The sequence below is a fragment of the Pseudomonas sp. 2024-210 genome (assembly GCF_045062345.1).
Taxonomy (GTDB): Bacteria; Pseudomonadota; Gammaproteobacteria; order Pseudomonadales; family Pseudomonadaceae; genus Aquipseudomonas.
In genome coordinates this window covers 149043-168879 of record NZ_JBJGEJ010000002.1, presented here as the reverse complement: position 1 = coordinate 168879, position 19837 = coordinate 149043, and the positions used below count along the sequence as shown (strand labels likewise).

18 protein-coding genes are annotated in these 19837 nt (G+C 57.0%); 7 read left to right on the top strand and 11 right to left on the bottom strand.

Annotated features, from left to right (window positions below):
* Positions 1-7 precede the first annotated feature (7 nt).
* The 5 genes from hutU to ACI7MX_RS03420 all read right to left on the bottom strand — a co-directional run bounded on the left by hutU (position 8) and on the right by ACI7MX_RS03420 (position 5622).
* Entirely contained in the window at positions 8-1705 is a 1698-nt protein-coding gene (hutU, locus tag ACI7MX_RS03440; RefSeq protein WP_405584902.1) for a urocanate hydratase, read from the bottom strand.
* A gap of 337 nt (positions 1706-2042) precedes the next feature.
* Positions 2043-2774, bottom strand: a complete 732-nt coding sequence (gene hutC / locus ACI7MX_RS03435) for a histidine utilization repressor (RefSeq protein ID WP_405585339.1) — start codon at positions 2772-2774, stop codon at positions 2043-2045.
* 220 nt (positions 2775-2994) lie between these two features.
* Positions 2995-4929: an ATP-dependent DNA helicase RecQ gene (locus ACI7MX_RS03430; protein ID WP_405584899.1), complete on the bottom strand. Its 1935-nt coding sequence runs from the start codon at positions 4927-4929 to the stop codon at positions 2995-2997.
* Between the two features lie 116 nt (positions 4930-5045).
* Entirely contained in the window at positions 5046-5384 is a 339-nt protein-coding gene (locus ACI7MX_RS03425) for a type II toxin-antitoxin system RelE/ParE family toxin (RefSeq protein WP_405584896.1), read from the bottom strand.
* Positions 5353-5622 (bottom strand): type II toxin-antitoxin system Phd/YefM family antitoxin, encoded by a 270-nt coding sequence (locus ACI7MX_RS03420; protein ID WP_199751012.1) that lies wholly within the window; start codon positions 5620-5622, stop codon positions 5353-5355. The genes ACI7MX_RS03425 and ACI7MX_RS03420 overlap by 32 nt, the downstream gene beginning before the upstream one ends.
* A 201-nt stretch (positions 5623-5823) precedes the next feature.
* Between ACI7MX_RS03420 and ACI7MX_RS03415 the strand changes: the two genes are divergently transcribed.
* Positions 5824-6174, top strand: a complete 351-nt coding sequence (locus ACI7MX_RS03415; protein WP_405584891.1) for a DUF1493 family protein — start codon at positions 5824-5826, stop codon at positions 6172-6174.
* 66 nt (positions 6175-6240) lie between these two features.
* On the opposite strand, the gene ACI7MX_RS03410 is transcribed toward ACI7MX_RS03415, so the two are convergent.
* The 3 genes from ACI7MX_RS03410 to ACI7MX_RS03400 form a co-directional block, all read right to left on the bottom strand.
* Positions 6241-7782: a phosphoenolpyruvate carboxykinase gene (locus ACI7MX_RS03410; RefSeq protein WP_405584888.1), complete on the bottom strand. Its 1542-nt coding sequence runs from the start codon at positions 7780-7782 to the stop codon at positions 6241-6243.
* A 179-nt stretch (positions 7783-7961) separates the two neighbouring features.
* Positions 7962-8864, bottom strand: coding sequence for an Hsp33 family molecular chaperone HslO (gene hslO, locus ACI7MX_RS03405; RefSeq protein WP_405584885.1), 903 nt, complete (start codon positions 8862-8864; stop codon positions 7962-7964).
* A gap of 146 nt (positions 8865-9010) precedes the next feature.
* On the bottom strand, positions 9011-9418 hold the full coding sequence (locus tag ACI7MX_RS03400) for an RNA-binding S4 domain-containing protein (protein ID WP_405584882.1): 408 nt from the start codon (positions 9416-9418) through the stop codon (positions 9011-9013).
* Between the two features lie 271 nt (positions 9419-9689).
* Between ACI7MX_RS03400 and ACI7MX_RS03395 the strand changes: the two genes are divergently transcribed.
* Together ACI7MX_RS03395 and rimK are read left to right on the top strand one after the other, a co-directional pair.
* Positions 9690-10139, top strand: a complete 450-nt coding sequence (locus ACI7MX_RS03395) for an ATP-dependent zinc protease (protein ID WP_199751013.1) — start codon at positions 9690-9692, stop codon at positions 10137-10139.
* On the top strand, positions 10136-11041 hold the full coding sequence (gene rimK / locus ACI7MX_RS03390; protein WP_048364596.1) for a 30S ribosomal protein S6--L-glutamate ligase: 906 nt from the start codon (positions 10136-10138) through the stop codon (positions 11039-11041). Before ACI7MX_RS03395 ends, rimK begins: the two co-directional genes overlap by 4 nt.
* A gap of 139 nt (positions 11042-11180) precedes the next feature.
* Here rimK and ACI7MX_RS03385 read toward each other — a convergent pair whose 3' ends face one another.
* Together ACI7MX_RS03385 and ompR are read right to left on the bottom strand one after the other, a co-directional pair.
* The gene (locus ACI7MX_RS03385) at positions 11181-12494 is read right to left on the bottom strand and encodes an ATP-binding protein (protein ID WP_314492814.1); all 1314 of its coding nucleotides are present in this window, start codon (positions 12492-12494) and stop codon (positions 11181-11183) included.
* Positions 12495-12600: 106 nt separating this feature from the next.
* Positions 12601-13341 carry a two-component system response regulator OmpR gene (gene ompR, locus ACI7MX_RS03380; protein ID WP_314492810.1) on the bottom strand — a complete coding sequence of 247 codons (741 nt, stop codon included), beginning with the start codon at positions 13339-13341 and terminating at the stop codon, positions 12601-12603.
* A 360-nt stretch (positions 13342-13701) separates the two neighbouring features.
* Here ompR and ACI7MX_RS03375 point away from each other — a divergent pair, with 360 nt between their 5' ends.
* The 3 genes from ACI7MX_RS03375 to gshA all read left to right on the top strand — a co-directional run bounded on the left by ACI7MX_RS03375 (position 13702) and on the right by gshA (position 18184).
* On the top strand, positions 13702-16023 hold the full coding sequence (locus tag ACI7MX_RS03375; protein WP_405584876.1) for a Tex family protein: 2322 nt from the start codon (positions 13702-13704) through the stop codon (positions 16021-16023).
* A complete protein-coding gene (locus ACI7MX_RS03370; RefSeq protein ID WP_405584873.1) occupies positions 16023-16406 on the top strand; it encodes a PaaI family thioesterase in 384 nt (127 codons plus the stop codon). The genes ACI7MX_RS03375 and ACI7MX_RS03370 overlap by 1 nt, the downstream gene beginning before the upstream one ends.
* Positions 16407-16600: 194 nt before the next feature.
* The gene (gene gshA, locus ACI7MX_RS03365) at positions 16601-18184 is read left to right on the top strand and encodes a glutamate--cysteine ligase (protein WP_405584870.1); all 1584 of its coding nucleotides are present in this window, start codon (positions 16601-16603) and stop codon (positions 18182-18184) included.
* A gap of 313 nt (positions 18185-18497) precedes the next feature.
* Here the strand turns inward: gshA and ACI7MX_RS03360 are convergent, their stop codons facing one another.
* Positions 18498-18746: a colicin E3-like toxin immunity protein gene (locus tag ACI7MX_RS03360; RefSeq protein WP_405584867.1), complete on the bottom strand. Its 249-nt coding sequence runs from the start codon at positions 18744-18746 to the stop codon at positions 18498-18500.
* A gap of 549 nt (positions 18747-19295) precedes the next feature.
* On the opposite strand from ACI7MX_RS03360, the gene ACI7MX_RS03355 reads away from it, so the two are divergent.
* Positions 19296-19559, top strand: a complete 264-nt coding sequence (locus ACI7MX_RS03355; protein WP_324833904.1) for a DUF3077 domain-containing protein — start codon at positions 19296-19298, stop codon at positions 19557-19559.
* Positions 19560-19837: the final 278 nt, after the last annotated feature.

Sequence of the window (19837 nt, the reverse complement as noted above, 5' to 3'; positions counted from 1 at the left end):
CGCGTTATCAGCCGTTAATCATCGGCAGGTGCAAGCCCTGTTCGTTGGCGCAGTCGATGGCGAGGTCATAACCCGCATCGGCATGGCGCATCACCCCGGTGGCCGGGTCGTTGTGCAGTACGCGGGCGATACGTTGTGCCGCCTCATCCGTGCCATCGCAGACGATGACCATGCCGGAATGCTGCGAGAACCCCATGCCGACACCGCCGCCGTGGTGCAAGGACACCCAGGTCGCGCCGCTGGCGGTATTGAGCAAGGCGTTCAGCAACGGCCAGTCGGACACCGCATCGGAGCCGTCTTGCATCGATTCAGTTTCACGGTTGGGGCTGGCCACCGAACCGGAGTCCAGATGGTCGCGACCAATCACGATCGGCGCTTTCAACTCGCCGCTGCGCACCATTTCATTGAAGGCCAGCCCCAACATCGCCCGCTGGCCCAACCCGACCCAGCAGATACGGGCCGGTAAACCCTGAAAGCTGATGCGCTCACGGGCCATGTCCAACCAGTTATGCAGGTGAGCGTCGTCAGGAATCAGTTCTTTAACCTTGGCGTCGGTGTTGTAGATGTCTTGGGCGTCACCCGACAACGCCACCCAACGGAAGGGGCCGACACCCCGGCAGAACAAGGGCCGGATATAGGCCGGCACAAACCCGGGGAAGTCGAAGGCCTTTTCGACGCCTACGTCTTTAGCCATCTGGCGAATATTGTTGCCGTAGTCGAAGGTCGGAATACCGGCCTTCTGAAAAGCAAGCATGGCTTGGACGTGTTCGCCCATGGACGCTTTGGCGGCTTTGACCACCCCAGCCGGATCGGTTACGGCACGGGCGCGGTACTGCTCCCACGTCCAGCCTTTGGGCAGGTAGCCATTGAGCGGGTCGTGTGCGCTGGTCTGGTCAGTGACCATGTCAGGGTGCACGCCACGGCGGACCATTTCGGGTAACAGCTCTGCGGCGTTGCCACACAGGGCAATAGAAATAGCTTTTCCGTCACCGGTGTACCGGGCGATGCGGGCCAAGGCGTCATCCAGATCGATGGCTTGCTCATCGACATAACGCGTGGCCAAGCGAAAATCGATGCGACTTTGTTGGCATTCAATCGTCAGAGAGCAGGCCCCCGCCAAGGTGGCCGCCAGTGGCTGAGCACCGCCCATGCCGCCTAGACCCGCGGTCAGCACCCACTTGCCTTTGAGGCTACCGTTGTAATGCTGGCGACCGGCCTCAACGAAGGTTTCGTACGTGCCCTGCACAATCCCCTGACTGCCGATGTAGATCCAGCTACCCGCCGTCATCTGGCCGTACATGGCCAGGCCTTTGGCGTCGAGTTCGTTGAAGTGCTCCCACGTGGCCCAATGCGGCACCAGATTAGAGTTGGCGATCAAGACCCGTGGCGCATTGCTATGGGTTTTGAACACACCCACCGGCTTGCCCGACTGCACCAGTAATGTTTCGTCATCGTTGAGGTGGGTGAGGCTTTCGACGATCTTGTCGTAGCACTCCCAATTACGCGCGGCCCGGCCAATACCGCCATACACCACCAGTTCGGTAGGGTTCTCTGCCACCTGCGGGTCGAGGTTATTCATCAACATCCGCAGCGGGGCTTCGGTCATCCAGCTTTTGGCCGTGAGCCGGGTGCCGCGGGCGGCGCGTATTTCACCTTCACGGTGGCGAGTGAAATCGGCAGGCGCTGGTGGGGTCTTTGAAGTCACGGGGCACTCCTCAGCGGTGGGCAGATGAGCAGGATGGGAAAGGTCTCAACGCCCCCTTATGAACTTGTACATACAAGCATATGCAAGTTAATGACCAACGCTAGCGAACGGCCCAACAAATTATTCAGACCTCGGTCTGAAGCCTGTGAATAGAGGTGAATGAGCGTTGTGAATTTGATTGGGTTCAAGCGAAAGGTATAGACAACGGGTGTTACTGGAAGGGCGATGGGGCGTGTTCTGGGGCACTCGGTAACACGTTGGGGCGCGCTAATCCTCGGCAGCGACTACCGGTTTTTTTGAAGGGCATGCCGCTTGTAGCGGCTCGTGTGCCCTCTTCTTATTTGCAGAAGCGCCCTTCGAGGCGATGACGAGAACCGGGGTGAATCAAGCGGGCTGCGGTAACCGGTTGACGACCTGACCAGGTACGACGACGAATCAGCAAGCAGGGCTCCCCCGGCTCGATGTGCAGCAATGCACATTCTTCGGGGTCAGCCAGAATAGCTTCGACCACATGCTCGCCTTCCGTCAGGGGGGCGACTTGAGATAAATAGGCATAGGGCGTTTGTACGGTGAAGTCTTGCTTGAGGTACTCCGGCGCGACTTGGGCGTTGACGAAACGGTCCTCGATTTGTACGGCTACACCGTTTTCGTAATGCACGATCAACGAATGAAACACCTTCTGCCCTTCGCGCATATCGAGCGCGGCAGCACGCTGCGAGCCAGCCATTTCTTCAGCCAGGCTGATGACCTTGCAGGTGTGCTGGTGCCCGCGTGCAGCAATTTCATCGGCGATGTTGTGCACTTCAAACAATGCGGACTGGGTTTTTGGCTCGGCCACAAAGGTGCCTACCCCCTGCATGCGCACCAGCAAGCCGTCGGCGGTCATTTCGCGCAGCGCCCGGTTAATGGTCATGCGGCTAAAGCCCAGCTGGCTGACCAGCTCGCTTTCGGAGGGCACACGGTAATGCGGGGGCCAGTTTCCACTCTGGATCTGCTGAGTAATCATCTGCTTTACACGGGCGTAAAGTGGCGCAGGGCTATCGCCCATGTGGGCAGTCAGCAGTGGCATGTCGGGCGAAGTCGACACAGGCAATCCTTGTTGAGACATGAGGGACGAAGCTTGCCGGAGTTTAGCGGGCAGGCAAACGTGCGTATATGTATATACAAAGCACAAGCAAGGAGCTGCCGATGTCTGTCTTCTTTGTGCGAATCGCAGTGAACACCGATGGCCGCCTGACGCGCGTTGAGGCCAATGCCGATGAAAAAAGCGTGCGACGCGAGTTGTTGGATTAGCGCCTGGAGTGTTGTTCGACCCACTGCCGAACATCGGCATAGGGATAGTTTTCCAGTGCGGCGAAGCCCGCAATGGCACGCGCTTTCATTTTGGTGAACATCGGGACGCTGATCCCGCATAGAAAACGGGTCAAGCGTTCTGCCGGGGGATAACTTGCTGCGTATTCCTGATGCCTGTGGATAAAAGCGCCACACAGGGCTTCGAAGTTTTTATCCACAAGCGGCGTTAACGGGGGCGGCTCAGGCAACTGCGCCACCTGACCGGCGCACACCGAGCAATGACCACACTGCTGCGGAGCCTGCTCGTCGCCAAAGTACTGCGCCAGCCGATAACTGAGGCAGTAGTCACTGGCAAACAGGGCCAACATGGCGTGAATACGCACTATCTCGCCGCGCTCGTGAGCGCTGAAATAGTGATGAAGCTCCAGGCTCAGCGCCTCGGCATCAAACTGCGACACCAGCAGGCTATACACCTCGGTCATCTGTTTGCTTTCCAGCTCGATCCAGCCCTTTTCCTGGAAATAATCCAGCGCCTTGACCACCCGATTGCGGTCGGCCTGATGCTGGTTATACAGCGCGTCAAAATTCACCGTGGCCCAGGTACGAGCCCGCGTGGAGGTCTGAATGATGGCCGACACAAACTGCTGACGCTCACCCTCAAAACGAGCCAGCAACGCCTCGGGCTCAATCAGAAACTTGAAACGGTATTCGGCGAAGTAGGCATAACGCGGGGCAATCAGCCCGCGCAGTTCCAGTTGCACCAACAAGGTTTTGAGCGGTAGCTGACGGATATTGCTCTTGTCCGAAAGCGGCAGCAGCATGAACTCCCACTGCCCTTCAGGGATCGCCGCACTTAACTCGTCCAGCACGTAGCGGATGCCTTGCAGTTCGGGCGTGTCGCCGTACACAAAGTTTTCCAGCACATTGAGGCTGTCACGGTTGGCCAGCACCAAACAGTCTGAAGGTTGACCATCGCGCCCGGCGCGGCCGATTTCCTGACTGTAGTTTTCAATCGACTTGGGCAAGTCGAAATGCACCACGTTGCGGATATCACTTTTATCGATGCCCATCCCGAACGCGATCGTGGCGACGATGCAGTTCAATCGCCCCTCCATAAACTGGCGTTGAATGTTTTCACGCTGATCGTGGGGCATGCCGGCATGGTAGGCGTTCGCGCTAATACCGTGTTGGCTGAGGTGTTCGGCGATCTGCTCGGCGGTTTTTTGCAGAGTGACGTACACGATACTCGGCTGACCGATGCGCTCGCCCATCCACTGCACCAGACGCGCGCGCTTGGCCGCGCCGGTCACCGGTTCAACCCACAGGTTGAGGTTGGCGCGATAGAACCCGGTGGTAATGACATCTGCCTCGGCGATGGCGAACTTGGTCTGCATGTCTGCAATGACATTAGGGGTTGCGGTGGCGGTCAGCAGCAACGCTTGCGGGATATTGAACTGACGCTGGTAATCGGGAAGCTTCAGGTAGTCCGGGCGAAAATTATGGCCCCACTCGGAAATACAGTGCGCTTCATCCACCACCAGCAATGAAATGGGCACTTGTTGTAAAAAGTTACGGAAGCGCTCGTTCTTCAGCCGCTCGACCGAAATCATCAAAATCTTCAACTCGCCGGCCTTGGCCTTGGCCATGACCGCGCTGGCATCTTCACGGCTTTGCGCCGAATCGATACTCGCTGCGGCAATGCCGTGACGCTGCAAAAACGCCAGCTGATCCTGCATCAGCGCTAACAGGGGCGACACCACCAGCGTCAGGTGCGGCAACATCAGGGCAGATAACTGGTAGCACAACGATTTGCCCGAACCTGTCGGGAAAATAGCCGCCGCCGAACGCCCGGCCAGCACGGCACTGACAACGGCCTCTTGCCCGGCGCGAAACTGGGTAAAGCCGAAAACCTGTTCCAGGGTGTTGTACATCGCTGTCACTCCGTTGATTGCTACAAAACGCCGAGCGCTAACGCGAGGGTTTGCAACAGATCGAGAAAAGGTCGGGGCATAGTGAGGGGGGATGATACAGGGCCGAGGGGGCAAGGTTATTGAAGGCGCTTGCTGGCTAACAGGTAGACGGCGCAATCGTCACGCCTGCCGACTCCCAACACCAGAACGACCAGGCGCTGATCAACGACTTCATACACCAGCCTCACCCCGCTGGCTCGCAGTTTGATCTTGTAACAGTCAGGCATGTTGCGCAGCTTGGCTGAGGGTACTCGCGGCGATGAAAGACGCGACTTGAGTTTTTTCAACAGCTGGACTTGGAGTGTCTTATCCAGCTTTGTCAGTTCCTTTTTTGCTTCAATGACAAACTCTAGGGAATAGGTGTTGATCCCCTCTGCATCCCCTTCAGTTTTTTTCGGCGGCGGCGATAAGCTCATCTATGTCGACCTTGACAGTAGGGTTGCCTCGCCTTTCATTGACTAGCCTTGCCAGTTCAACGTCATCAATTATTTCGAGCATCAATTCATAGCGCTCCGGAGAAAGGATATAAAAAGCGGGTTCGTTACGGTTGAGTATGACCATCGGATCGCCGCCGCTTTCGCGATAGGTTCCCATAGGGTCTTTCTTTAAATCTGTTACCGACGCTGCAACTTTAGCGAGCATGGCGAATGTCATGGTAGGGCCTCATGCCTTTATCTAAGGGGTGACCGATCTGTCAGGCGTGTAGGTTTTGGCGACAGACGCGAACCAGTACACGCTAAAGGGGTCAACAGACAGTTAAAATAGCACTCTTAAAAGCACCTTTAAAGGCACTGTTTTAAACACCCACCATCTATAGATCATTGACTATCCACACATGGACAGGAATACAACCTGATGAAACTCGCCGCCAACCTGCCTGACACCCTCACCTTGCGCGAACTCATGCAGGTGCTGCATGAGGAAATCGGTCTACCTGAGCACAAGACCGTCAGCCTGCAAACAGCCATCAACCTGGACCTGGGCTGCAATGGCAGCGATGCCCAGCACCTGATGGAAACGCTTGAACAGCACTTTGGCCTGGCGCTGGCGGATTACGATGCGTATCGCTATTTCCAGCCTGCGGGAAACGACCCGCACCTCAAGCGCAAAGCCAAAGGTCGTGAGGGTAAAGTGCCGCTCACCATTGGCATGTTGTATCAAGCCATCAACGCCGGGAATTGGGATACCCAAGCACTGGAAGGTTGAATCGCAGGTACAAAAAAGCCGCCCTGTCAGGCGGCTTTTTTGTGAATCAAGACAGTGACCTAAGGTTTAAGCCTTAGGGCCAGCGGCCTTGATCGCGTCGCTGACGTCGAACTTCTTAAAGTTCTCGACAAACAGGCCAGCCAAGGCCTTGGCCGCTTCGTCGTAGGCCGCTTTGTCTTCCCACGTGTTGCGTGGGTTGAGCAATACGGTATCAACACCCGGAACGGCCTTCGGCACGTCCAGGTTGATGATGTCCAGGTGCTCGGTTTCTGCGCCAATCAGCGCGCCGCTCTGGATCGCTGCAATCACTGCACGGGTGGTCGGGATGTTGAAACGCTTGCCCACGCCGTAGCCACCGCCAGTCCAGCCGGTGTTAACCAGATAAACCTTAGAGCCGAAACCACGGATACGCTTGATCAGCAGCTCAGCGTATTCGCCCGCCGGACGCGGGAAGAATGGCGCGCCGAAGCAGGTAGAGAACGTCGACTTGATACCGCTGCCCGAACCCATTTCAGTCGAACCCACCAACGCGGTGTAACCCGACAGGAAGTGGTAAGCGGCTTGTTCTTCGCTGAGGATCGACACAGGTGGCAGTACGCCCGTCAGGTCGCAGGTCAGGAAGATCACCGCGTTAGGCTCGCCGCCCAGGTTCTTCTCGGAACGCTTGGCAACGTGCTCCAGCGGGTATGCCGCACGGCTGTTCTGGGTCAGGCTGACATCGGCATAGTCAGGGTGTTTGGCGTCGTCGAGAACCACGTTTTCCAGCACGGCGCCGTGCTTGATGGCTTTCCAGATAACCGGCTCGTTCTTCTCGGACAGGTCGATGCACTTGGCATAGCAACCCCCTTCAATGTTGAACACCACACCTTCGCCCCAACCGTGTTCGTCATCACCAATCAGGTAACGGCTTTCATCAGCGGACAGGGTGGTTTTACCGGTGCCGGACAGACCGAAGAACAGGGTCACGTCGCCTTCTTCGCCGATGTTGGCAGCGCAGTGCATCGGCAGTACGTCCGCCGCAGGCAACAGGAAGTTCTGTACCGAGAACATGGCTTTTTTCATTTCACCGGCGTAACGCATGCCGGCGATCAGCACTTTTTTCTGGGCGAAGTTGATGATCACGCAACCGTCAGAGTTGGTGCCATCACGCTCAGGCACGCACTCAAAGTTGGCCACATTGAGCACTTGCCACTCTTCGCGACCGGCCGGGTTGTACTGGGCCGGGTTGATGAACAAGCAACGACCGAACAGATTCTGCCAGGCAGTCTGAGTGGTCATTTTCACGGCCAGGTAGTGGTCTTCGGAAGCACCTACATGCACATGGGAAACGAAATGCTCTTGCGCGTTGTTGAACGCCTCGACGCGGTCCCACAGGGCATCGAACTTGTCAGCCGGGAACTTGCGGTTGATCGGGCCCCAGGCGATTGCGGCCTGAGTGGTCGGCTCTTCAACGATGAAGCGGTCAGCAGGTGAACGACCGGTACGGTGACCCGTTTCAACAACCAGTGCGCCATTGTCGGCAAGCTCGCCTTCACCACGGTTCAGCGCTTCTTTGACCAGATCGTCGATGCTCAGATCGGTGTACACGGCTTTATTAGCTTGCGTCATGAGGTTCCCCGTCGGCCATTGGCCGATTGCGCCAAACGTTTTGTAGTAGAAAAGTTTGCACTACTACCGCGAAAAAAGTGGGGCGGATTATGCCAGAAAAGCCCAAAAAAAGTAGGGCCCACCTGTCAGAACCGCGCAATCGCGGGGTTTGACAGGGGATTTACCTTGGCTGAAACGTTTTAGTGATGAGTGTCGGAGGGTGACTCAACACCGGCGCCAGCGAACAGTTGGTCAACGTCGGCGGCATCAAACAGATACCGCTCGTTGCAGAACTGGCAGTCGATTTCGATGTGGCCATCGTGTTCGGCGACCAGATTGAGCGCATCTTCATGGCCCAGACTTGTCAGTGCATTACCCGAGCGTTCGCGAGAGCAACTGCACTTGAACTCGATGAGCTCGTCGGGGAAAACGCGCAGCTCTTCTTCGTGGAACAGGCGAACCAAAATGGTTTCGTTGTCCAGACCCAGCAACTCCTCGACTTTGAGGGTATCGCCTAGCATGTTCAGGCGCTGCCAGCTTTCAGCGCGATCGTCTTCGTCCTTGATGACTTCAGCCGGTAATTGCTGCAACAACATGCCGCGGGCACGCTTGCCATCAGCGGCGAGCCAGAAACGGGTCGGCACTTGATGAGACATCACAAAGTAATTAGTGAAGCAGTCGGACAGGGTTTCACCGTCCAGATCGACAATGCCCTGGTAACGCTTGCCCACCGCCGGATCAATAGTGATGGCCAATACACCGTTGGGCATCAGGTCAGCCAAGGTGGCGTCAGGGGTAATCTGCTCAGCATTGAACCGGGCCAGCCCGCGAATTTCGCGATCGCTGGTACATTCGATCATCAGCAAGGGCACTGGGCCTTCTGAGCGGGCTTGCAGGCTCATCAGGCCGTCAAACTTCAGGCTGCCCACCAGCAACGCAGCGGCAGCCATCAGCTCACCCAGCAGTTGCTGCACCGGCTCTGGATAAGCGTGCTTGGCCAGCACTTCAGCATAACTGTGATCCAGCGAAGCCAGCTCACCGCGAGTATCGCTGTTGTCGAAGATGAAACGCTGGGTGAAATCGGTTTTCGGAAACATGGACATAGGAATTAGGTTCTGAAAAAGGTGACTAAACGGGTTCGAGTCTAATGGATTTATATGGCGTCACACACAGACAGTTACAAGGCAGGACGCGCCGGCAATCGACATACGGTTCAGGCGAAAACGTTTAGTCAGCCCTCCAAACCCGTTTAATCCTCACCACCGGACCCATGAAACTGATGCAACTGACGGCGTTGCTTTTTGGTCGGCTTGCCATCACTGACAATGCCCATCGCGCCTGATTTACGCAGGGCCGCCGCGTTTTCGCGCTTGGCAATACTGTGCTCGGTTTCGGCGTACAGGGCTTGAGCCTCTGGGGCACCACGGCGCACCACACTCAGGGCTTTAACCTCGACAGTGCGCTCTTCCAGACCGATTCGAATCTGCAACTCGTCGCCTATGTGCGGCTCTTTGCTCGGTTTGCAACGCTCACCGCGGCAGTGAACCTTGCCACTTTCAATCGCGGCTTTGGCCAGGGCGCGGGTCTTGAAGAAGCGGGCTGCCCATAACCATTTGTCCAGACGAACCTTGTCGTCCTCTTCAGTTTTTTGCGCCATTTGAACCCCTCTTCATTTAAATAATCAGAACTGTACTACCGTTTTCGATGAGCTGATAAACGTGACTCTCCGATAGAATGCACGCCTGCTCAAACTGAGCTGTTCAGTCAGCACGCCTGGCTCGCAGATAACGTTCGCCATTTGCTCGATATTCTGCGTGAATACCACCCCTACGCTCTTTAAGCGTTGCCTCGGGGTCCTCCCGCGGCCTGTATACGTTAATCGCCGGTTACTACTATTGAAGACTTTTGATCATCTGACCGTTGTCGGTCTGCGCGAGTGGGTGGCGCTTCCCGATTTGGGAGTCGTTGGCCTGCGGGCGAAAATCGACACCGGTGCCAGTACCTCCAGCCTGCATGCCACTGAAATCGAGCCCTTTGTGCGCGACGGTGTCGAGTGGGTACGTTTCAATGCCCATTTGGGCACGCTGGTACAACTGCGCCATCGCCGTTGTGAAGCGCCTTTGGTGGCGATTAAAACCATTAAAAGCTCCAACGGTCATACACAGGTTCGTTATGTGATTCGCACCGGCCTGGCGCTGGGCGATCGAGTGTGGCCCGTCGAGTTCACCCTCGCCTGCCGCAAGTCCATGCGTTACCGCCTGCTGCTAGGCTCCAAAGCCCTGATTGATGGCACACTGGTCGTCAACCCGGCGCTTAAATATGTACAAGACAAGCCGGTATTTCCGGTCACTACTACCTCTGCCACAGGTGTTGCATGAAGATCGCTGTGCTGTCGCGTAACCCGCGTCTGTATTCCACTCGTCGTCTGGTTGAAGCCGGTACAGAACGAGGCCATGAAATGGTAGTGATCGATACCCTGCGCGCCTATATGAACATTGCCAGTCATAAGCCGCAGATCCATTACCGCGGCAAGCCGCTGGAAGGCTTCGACGCCGTTATCCCGCGTATCGGCGCGTCCGTCACCTTCTATGGCTGCGCGGTACTGCGTCAATTCGAAATGATGGGCGTTTTCCCGCTCAACGAGTCGGTGGCCATTGCCCGCTCGCGGGACAAACTGCGCTCGCTGCAACTGCTGTCGCGACGCGGGCTGGGCTTGCCGGTCACCGGCTTTGCCCACTCGCCAGACGATATTCCCGACCTGATCGAAATGGTCAACGGCGCACCGCTGGTGATCAAGGTGCTGGAAGGCACACAAGGCATTGGTGTTGTGCTGTGCGAAACCGCGACAGCAGCCGAGTCAGTCATTGAAGCCTTCATGGGCCTTAAGCAAAACATCATGGTGCAGGAATACATCAAGGAAGCCGGCGGCGCCGATATTCGCTGCTTCGTGGTGGGTGACAAGGTCATTGCGGCCATGAAGCGTCAGGCCAAACCAGGAGAATTTCGTTCCAACCTGCACCGTGGCGGTAGCGCCAGCCTGATCAAGATCACCCCGGAAGAGCGCATGACGGCCATTCGTGCAGCCAAGGTCATGGGGTTGAGCGTGGCGGGTGTGGACATCTTGCGCTCCAACCACGGGCCGTTGGTGCTGGAGGTCAATTCATCGCCAGGGCTGGAAGGTATCGAAACCACCACGGGCAAGAATGTGGCCGGGATCATCATTGAGCATCTGGAAAAAAACAGCGGCCCGAATATGACCCGTACCAAAGGCAAGGGCTAATCGTCCCTGTAGCAGCTGCCGAAGGCTGCGATGGTCGACGAAGTCGACGTAAAACCAGAGTGCACTGTTTACACACATTCAGGTTTTACGACGGCTTCGCCGCCGGACGCAGCCTGCGGCAGCGGCTACAGGGGCGCTGCTAAACCGCCCCTCTTGGCAACATCAGCCCCAGCGGCAAGCGCACCCGGGCTTCAAGGCCACCACCGGCACGGTTGCGCAATTCAACATTGCCGCCGTGCATGGAGGCGATTCGTTTGACGATCGCCAGGCCCAAACCTGTTCCTTTGCCGCCCCGCGCGCGATCACCGCGAATAAACGGGTTGAAGATGTCTTCAAGTTCGGACGGGTCTATACCCGGCCCACGGTCCATCACACTTAACACCACATACGGCGCACTGCTGTCGCCCGAGACATAGGCTGCGACTTCAACGTCACCGCCCGCATGGTGCAGCGCATTGCCGATCAAATTGTTGAGCAGGCGCTTCATCGATACCCGACGCAACGCAAACGGCTGGATCGGCTGCAAGCGTAAACGCACTTGCTCTTCGTTCTGGTTATAGGGCGACACCACTTCGCGAATCAACTCTCCCAAGTCGACTTCTTCCACCGGCTCATCGCGCCCGTCTCGAATAAAGGCCAGGAACTGATCAAGAATGGCGTCCATGTCCTCAATGTCGCGCACCATATCGTCAGTCAGGTCACTGTGATTACCCATCAGCTCCAATGACAGGCGCAAGCGCGTAAGCGGTGTGCGCAAGTCATGAGACACGCCTGCCAGCATCAGCTCCCGCTCACGCCCTGCCTGTTCAACGTCTTCGGCCATTTGGTTGAAAGCGCTGTACACCTCGGTCATTTCACTCGGTGTATCACTGATTGGTAATCGCACACTGCGCCCCTGCCCAAGTTGCCGGGCGGCATACACCAGACGTTTGAGCGGCTGATTGAGTTGACTGACGAAAATCCAGGCTGACGCGGTCGACAGCAAACCAATGGCCAGGAACCAACCCAACACACTCCAGATTTTCTGGCCGCGTAACGGGTGCGGGTACAAGGGCACTTTTAGCCAACCGTCGCCCAGGCTCGGGGCGCGAACCCAAAGCGCTGGCGGAGCATGCATGCGCAAACGAACTTCGGTATCGGCCCCCAGTTCCGCCTGCATCTGCCGCTCATAGATTTCACTGTAGGGCCAATGCTGCTCGCCTTCAGGCACACCGCCACCGACCACACGAATCAACCCGGCGGCATCGGCAATCTTGCTGCGGTTTTCCTCATCGGCCGCCCAGTAGGCGCGCAGCGTCAGGGCCACCCCGTGGCTGTATTGACGGTCCACCAGCATGTCTTCGTTCATCAACAGATAAACCAGTGTCAGCGCCTTGGAGAACAGGACGACAATCAGTACCAACCAGAGGGTGCGGGAGAAAAAACTTTGGGGGAACCACAGCGGGGTTTTCATACGTCTTTACACTTTGCAGGAGCGAGTTCCAAGACTCGCACAGTTTGAAATCGCGAGCCTTGGCAGTACTCAGATGTTTGCCAGGCTCGCTCCTACAAATGATGGCTTATTTGGTCGCGTTGCCATCCGGCACAAACACATAACCTACACCCCAGACAGTCTGGATGTAGCGGGGTTTGGACGGGTCCGGTTCAATCATGCGGCGCAGGCGGGAGATTTGAACGTCGATTGAACGCTCCAGCGCATCCCACTCACGACCCCGAGCCAGGTTCATCAGCTTGTCGCGCGTTAATGGCTCACGGGCATGCATGACCAACGCCTTAAGCACAGCAAACTCACCGGTTGTGAGCATATGCACTTCATCGCCACGCTTGAGCTCGCGGGTGGCCAAGGACAACTCGTAATCACCGAAGGTCACGCTTTCATCTTCGCTGCCCGGCGCGCCAGGCACCGGCGCTGCCTGACGACGCAATACAGCCTTGACGCGCGCCATCAGTTCATCAGGGTTGAAAGGTTTGGCCAGATAGTCGTCCGCGCCCAGTTCCAGACCTTTGATACGGCTCAGTTCATCACCTTTGGCCGTCAGCATGATGATCGGGATCTGATTGTTCGCGGCACGCAAGCGGCGGCAGGCAGAGAGCCCGTCTTCACCGGGCAGCATCAGGTCGAGAACGATCAGGTTGAAGACCTCACGCGCCAGCAAGCGGTCCATCTGCTCAGTGTTTGGCACAGCGCGAGCGCGGTAGCCCTTGCTGGTGAAGAAACGCTCCAGCAGGCTGTTGAGCCCCGGATCGTCATCAACGATGAGAATTTTTTCGCCTTCGGCTGGCTGTGCAATGCTGCTCATTTAGTAGCTCCTGTGATCTCGGCGCGCATTATGGCTTAGCTGCTGCCGTACGCATGGTGTGCATTGTTAGCAGATTTTTCCTCTGCTAACAGTATGCCTCTCTGTATGGCTACAGTGCGCAGTGCCCTGAATCCGGGAACGCTGGTTATAATGCGCCGCCTTTTGTCTCTGGCAACCCTGGATTCTCCAAAGATTGCGCCCGACATTATTTTTTCAAGTGCGGGCGTAATGTGCTGATTTCGCGGGTCAACAGGCTGCCCTTTTGGCCCAGGTAGCGGCGCTCTTCAAGCCGCTCAACCAGCCTCGCAAGCCTTCAAGCCCGGGCCTGCGAGCCTGCTTCACAATTTGTCAGGTGGTTTTATGGACAGCATCAACAGCCGCATCGCCGAAGAACTTGGCGTGCGCCCGCAGCAGGTCGAAGCGGCCGTCGCTCTTCTGGATGAAGGCTCCACCGTACCCTTCATCTCCCGCTACCGTAAGGAAGTGACCGGCAGCCTGGATGACACCCAGTTACGTCATCTGGAAGAACGCCTGCGCTACCTGCGAGAACTCGATGAACGGCGTATCAGCATTCTTGCCAGCATCGAAGAACAAGGCAAGCTGACCCCCGAGCTTGCCCGCGACATCAAACTGGCCGAGACCAAAACCCGCCTCGAAGACTTGTACCTGCCCTACAAACAGAAGCGTCGCACCAAGGGTCAGATTGCCCTGGAAGCGGGCCTGGGCGAGTTGGCCGATGGCCTGTTCAACGATCCGACCCTGAACCCAGAAACCGAAGCCGCCCGTTTCGTCGATGCTGAAAAAGGCGTGGCTGACGTCAAGGCGGCCCTCGACGGCGCCAAGTACATCCTGATGGAGCGCTTCGCCGAGGACGCCAGCCTGCTGGACAAATTGCGCAGTTTCCTCAAGCAGGAAGCCGTGCTCAGCGCCCGCGTCATTGCCGGTAAAGAAGAAGAAGGCGCCAAGTTCCGCGACTACTTCGAACACGACGAGCCGCTCAAAAGCATGCCTTCGCACCGCGCATTGGCGATTTTTCGCGGTCGCAACGAAGGTATTCTCAGTTCATCGCTCAAAGTCGGTGAGGAACTGCCCGGCACGATGCACCCTGGCGAAATGATGATCGCCCAGCGCTTCGGCCTGGAAAATCAAAACCGGCCCGCCGACAAATGGCTGGGCGAAGTGGTGCGCTGGACCTGGAAGGTCAAGCTCTACACCCACCTCGAAACTGACCTGCTGGGTGAGCTGCGCGACGCGGCTGAAACCGAAGCCATCAACGTCTTCGCTCACAACCTGCACGACCTGCTGCTGGCCGCCCCTGCTGGCCCGCGGGCCACCCTGGGCCTGGACCCGGGCCTGCGTACCGGCTGCAAGATCGCCGTGGTCGACGCCACCGGCAAACTGCTCGAACACGCCACCGTGTACCCGCACGTGCCGCACAACAAATGGGACCAGACCCTTTCGATCATGGCGGCCCTGTGCGCCAAGCACTCGGTTGACCTGATCGCCATCGGTAACGGCACCGCCAGTCGCGAAAGTGACAAGCTGGTGATCGACCTGATGAAGAAATACCCGGCCCTGAAAGTCACCAAAGTCATGGTGTCTGAAGCGGGCGCCTCGGTGTATTCGGCCTCGGAACTGGCAGCCAAGGAATTCCCGGATCTGGACGTTTCGATTCGCGGCGCCGTGTCCATTGCCCGTCGCCTGCAAGACCCGCTAGCGGAGCTGGTGAAAATCGACCCTAAATCCATCGGTGTCGGCCAATACCAACACGACGTGTCCCAGCTCAAGCTGGCACGGGGTCTGGACGCGGTGGTCGAGGACTGCGTAAACGCCGTGGGCGTAGACGTGAACACGGCCTCGGCGGCCTTGCTGGCCCGCATTTCGGGCCTCAATGCCACCCTGGCACACAACATCGTCACCCATCGCGATGAAAACGGGGCCTTCAAAACCCGTGCGGCGCTGAAAAAAGTCAGCCGTCTGGGCGAAAAAACGTTCGAACAGGCTGCCGGCTTCCTGCGCGTCATGAATGGCGATAACCCGCTGGACGCCTCGGCGGTTCACCCTGAAGCCTACCCGCTGGTTAAACGCATTGCCTCGGACACCGGTCGCGACATTCGCTCGCTGATTGGCGACGCGAGCTTCCTCAAGCGCCTTGACCCCAAGACCTTCACCGACGAAACCTTCGGCCTGCCGACCGTCACTGACATCCTTCAAGAGTTGGAAAAACCAGGTCGCGACCCACGTCCCGAGTTCAAGACCGCCGAGTTCCAGGAAGGCGTCGAAGACCTCAAAGACTTGCAACTGGGCATGATTCTGGAAGGGGTGGTGACCAACGTGACCAACTTCGGTGCCTTCGTCGATATTGGCGTGCATCAGGATGGTTTGGTGCATATCTCGGCCTTGTCCGAGAAATTCATCAAAGACCCGCGTGAAGCCGTGAAAGCCGGTGACGTGGTCAAGGTCAAGGTGATGGAAGTCGACATCCCGCGTAAACGCGTCGGCCTGTCGATGCGCATGAGCGACACGCCCGGCGAGAAAATCGACGGCGCGCGAGGTGCTCGCCCGGGTTCGGCACCGCGTCAGCAAAACAGCGCACAGCGTAAAGAAACCGTGACCGCAGCCCCGGCCAATAATGCGATGGCCTCGTTGTTTGCCAACGCCAAACAGCTGAAGAAACGCTAATGGCGCTCCCGGACGGCCTGACCCAAAGCGCGTTCAGCGAATTGATCGGTTGCCGCGTGCAGTCTGTGCAAGACGGCGTCGCGCACGTGGCGCTGAGCCTTGAGCCACAGCTGCGCAACCGGGGTGGCAAACTGCATGGCGGTGTGTTGTTCAGTCTGGTCGACATCAGCATGGGGCTGGCCTGTTCCAGCGTCCATGGCTTTGACCAGCAGAGCGTGACCCTTGAGTGCAAGATCAACTACCTCCGGGCGGTGTCTGAAGGCGAAGTGGTGTGCATCGCCACCGTCATACACCCCGGCCGGCGTACGCTGGTCGTCGAAGCCGATGTACTGCAAGGCGACAAACTCGTCGCAAAAGCGCAAGGCACGTTCGCTGTGCTGTAGCGGCCACCTGCCATTTGAGTTAATTTCGGCACGTGTAGAGTGCCGAAATGCGCTTAGAGCGCCGCGAGCCGAAACAGGAACGGGACTGAGCGTTGCCGACATAAACCAGGCGACCACGCCAGTTTCAACTTCACCCTTGTAGACCGTCCTGACCACCCCCATATTGGGGCGACTGACGCGTGAAGGAATCCAACTTGAGCCAACTTCTCAACCGCCGCCTGGCTCTGCTCGGTGAGCGCGCCAACCTCTCTTTACTTGAGCAGTGCCTGCACGGAATCGAGCGCGAATGCCTGCGCGTGACCGGCGACGCCCGCTTGGCGCAAACGCCACACCCTGAAGCACTGGGCTCGGCCCTGACCAACGACCAAATCACGACCGACTATTCCGAGTCGCTGCTGGAGTTCATCACCCCGGCCCTGCGTGACCCGGCAGAGACGCTGGCCAGCCTCGACAAGATTCACCGTTTTGCCTACAGCAAACTCGGCAACGAGTTCCTGTGGAGCCCTTCGATGCCGTGCCCGTTGCCGGCCGAAGAAGACATCCCGATTGCCTACTACGGCACGTCCAATATCGGCCAGCTCAAGTACGTGTATCGCAAAGGCCTGGCCCTGCGTTACGGCAAAACCATGCAGTGCATTGCCGGCATTCACTACAACTTCAGCCTGCCTGAAGCGCTGTGGCCGGTGCTCAAAGAGGCCGAAGGGTTTGTCGGCACCGACCGCGACTATCAGTCGGATGCCTACATCGCCTTGATTCGTAACTTCCGCCGTCACAGCTGGCTGTTGATGTACCTGTTTGGCGCGTCGCCAGCGCTGGACGCCGGATTCTTACGCGGCCGTGCTCACCAGTTGGAACAATTCGACGCCGACACGCTGTACCTGCCATACGCCACCAGCCTGCGCATGAGTGACCTGGGCTACCAGAGCAACGCCCAGGCCGGACTGACGCCGTGCTACAACACCCTCGACAGCTACACTGACAGCCTGCGCAAGGCGGTGGCAACGCCCTACCCGCCCTACGTCGAAATCGGCACGCATAAAGATGGCGAGTGGGTGCAACTGAACACCAACATTCTTCAAATCGAAAATGAGTACTACTCCAACATACGGCCCAAGCGCGTGACCTACACGGGCGAGCGGCCGATTCAGGCGTTGGTGGCCCGTGGGGTGCAGTACGTTGAAGTGCGCTTGCTGGACATCAACCCGTTCCTGCCCGTCGGCATCGATCTGCCCGAGTCGCGTTTTCTGGATGCGTTCCTGCTGTACTGCGCATTCAATGACAGCCCGCAGTTTGATAACGCTGAGTGCAGCAGTTGCACCTCGAACTTCGCGAGCGTGGTCAAAGAAGGTCGCCGTCCGGGCCTGCAACTGCAACGCGACGGCCAGGCGGTCGATATGAAGGAGTGGGCGGCAGAACTGCTGGAGCAGATTGCGCCACTGGCGGCCTTGCTTGACCAGAGCCACGGCGGCGATGCGCATAGCAAAGCGTTGGACGAGCAATTGGCCAAGGTCAAGGATGTGTCCCTGACACCGTCCGCCAAAGTATTGGCCAGCATGACCGAGCATAAAGAAAGCTTCGCTCAGTTCTCGATGCGTCAAAGCCTGGCCCATGCCGAATACTTTCGCAGTGAGCCGTTGAGTGCAGAAGAGCAGGCGGCGTTCGAAGAAAAGGCGCGCACGTCTGTGCAAGAACAAATCGATACCGAGCAAAACGAACAGGGCGATTTCGACCTGTTTGTGGCCTCGTATCAGGCGAGTATTTTGGCAATCAGTAACTGAGGTGTGTGACAGGCGCTGGTTTTACCAGCGCCTGTCACCCGCTTATTGCATGTAGCAATTGTTTTTCAACTATTACACGTCAGATAAAGATCAAGATCTTTCGGAAGTTCGAAAGAACACTATTTTTCAAGCGCTGAAATTTGTTTGGCTGTCAGTCGATAGTCATAAAGACAATCTTCATCTTCTTCCCAACCCATAACCAATGTGAGGTCCGACAGCGATAGTTCTACCGCTAGTTGGAAGGACGCAACGCTTTTTCATTTTGAGCCACACCCACAATCACATGCCGGTCTACCCGATATTTCATCAAGCGTTAATCTTTATATCTAAACGAAACTTGGTAGTCGAACTCATTTAAGTCTATGCGGTGCACAAACAATGGCTGCAATGTTGTGAGCCATTCACGACCCACATCAAAGCAACCGTTATTGACATCATGTTCTGTTGATAGGTTTAGCGCCTCAACGATAGTGGCATCGTTACCAAAATCTTCAGAACTTTCGTCTTCAACAATAAATTCTGTTTTTTTGTCATACCATGAAAGTTCGACTGTTAAGCCCATCACTCACCTCACAGATATTTTTTGATATTTCTATTTTTGAGCGCAGCCCTGAGGTCGTGTATTTCCCACCCTGCTATTCAGTTGCCTATCCCATAATTCCCTTTAGTGACTCCTTTCTGACTGGCTATGTGACGCTTTCCTGGGGGAGAGCGCCGCACGTTATCGGCATAAAAAACTTGCCGAAATCAGCTGAGTCCGGAGTCTTTGTAGGTCGGTGGATTTTTTGTTGAGTGATTTGTATGAGGCGCGAATGGAGATGCGCGCACACAAAAACGCTGCCTCCTACGCGAATAGCGGCAATGGACGACTTCTGAATTTAAGGGACGGGCGTACTGTGCACCGTCGCTGAAAAAAACAGTGACCGGACTTGAGAATCCGAGAACAATAATTGCCTTATCACTGGCCATTACCGAGTTATGGCGGCTGTGTGCGGGAGGCTTTCGAGCCTGTCGGGTTCCTATTGTCCCGTTTTCTCAGCCCGCACACGGCTGCCACCTTTTTGCCTGAGAACCAAAGTGGCAGCTCTTAATTACTTTAGGAGCACGCTTGATGACGACCCTCCCCCCGATCACCACCCTCGGCGCCGTTACCTTTGGCCCCTGCGGCGAAGACAACATCGACCTTTTTCGCGTTAACCCCAATGTGCCTTTGCGTCAGGCGCTGGAGCAGGTGTCTGCGTTGTTGTATTGCGCCAAGAAGCTCGCTCTTGATGCAGCGCGCGGCAAAGACAGCGAGCGTCATGCCTGGGCTTCGCACTATTTGTGCGACATGGGCAAGGCCGTCATTGATGATGTGTGCTTGCGGGAGTTTTGATGGCTGGCGCTGATGACCCTCACCCCAACCCTCTCCCAGAGGGAGAGGGGGCTAAAGTCAAAAACAGATGTGCGCAACGCCACCGATCAGTCCCCTCTCACTCCGGGAAAAGGTTAGGGCGTTGCGAGAGTTTTGATAGCTCGCGCTGAAGACCCTCACCCCAACCCTCTCCCAGAGGGAGAGGGGGCTAAAGTCAAAAACAGATGTGCGCAACGCCACCGATCAGTCCCCTCTCACTCCGGGAAAAGGTTAGGGCGTTGCGAGAGTTTTGATAGCTC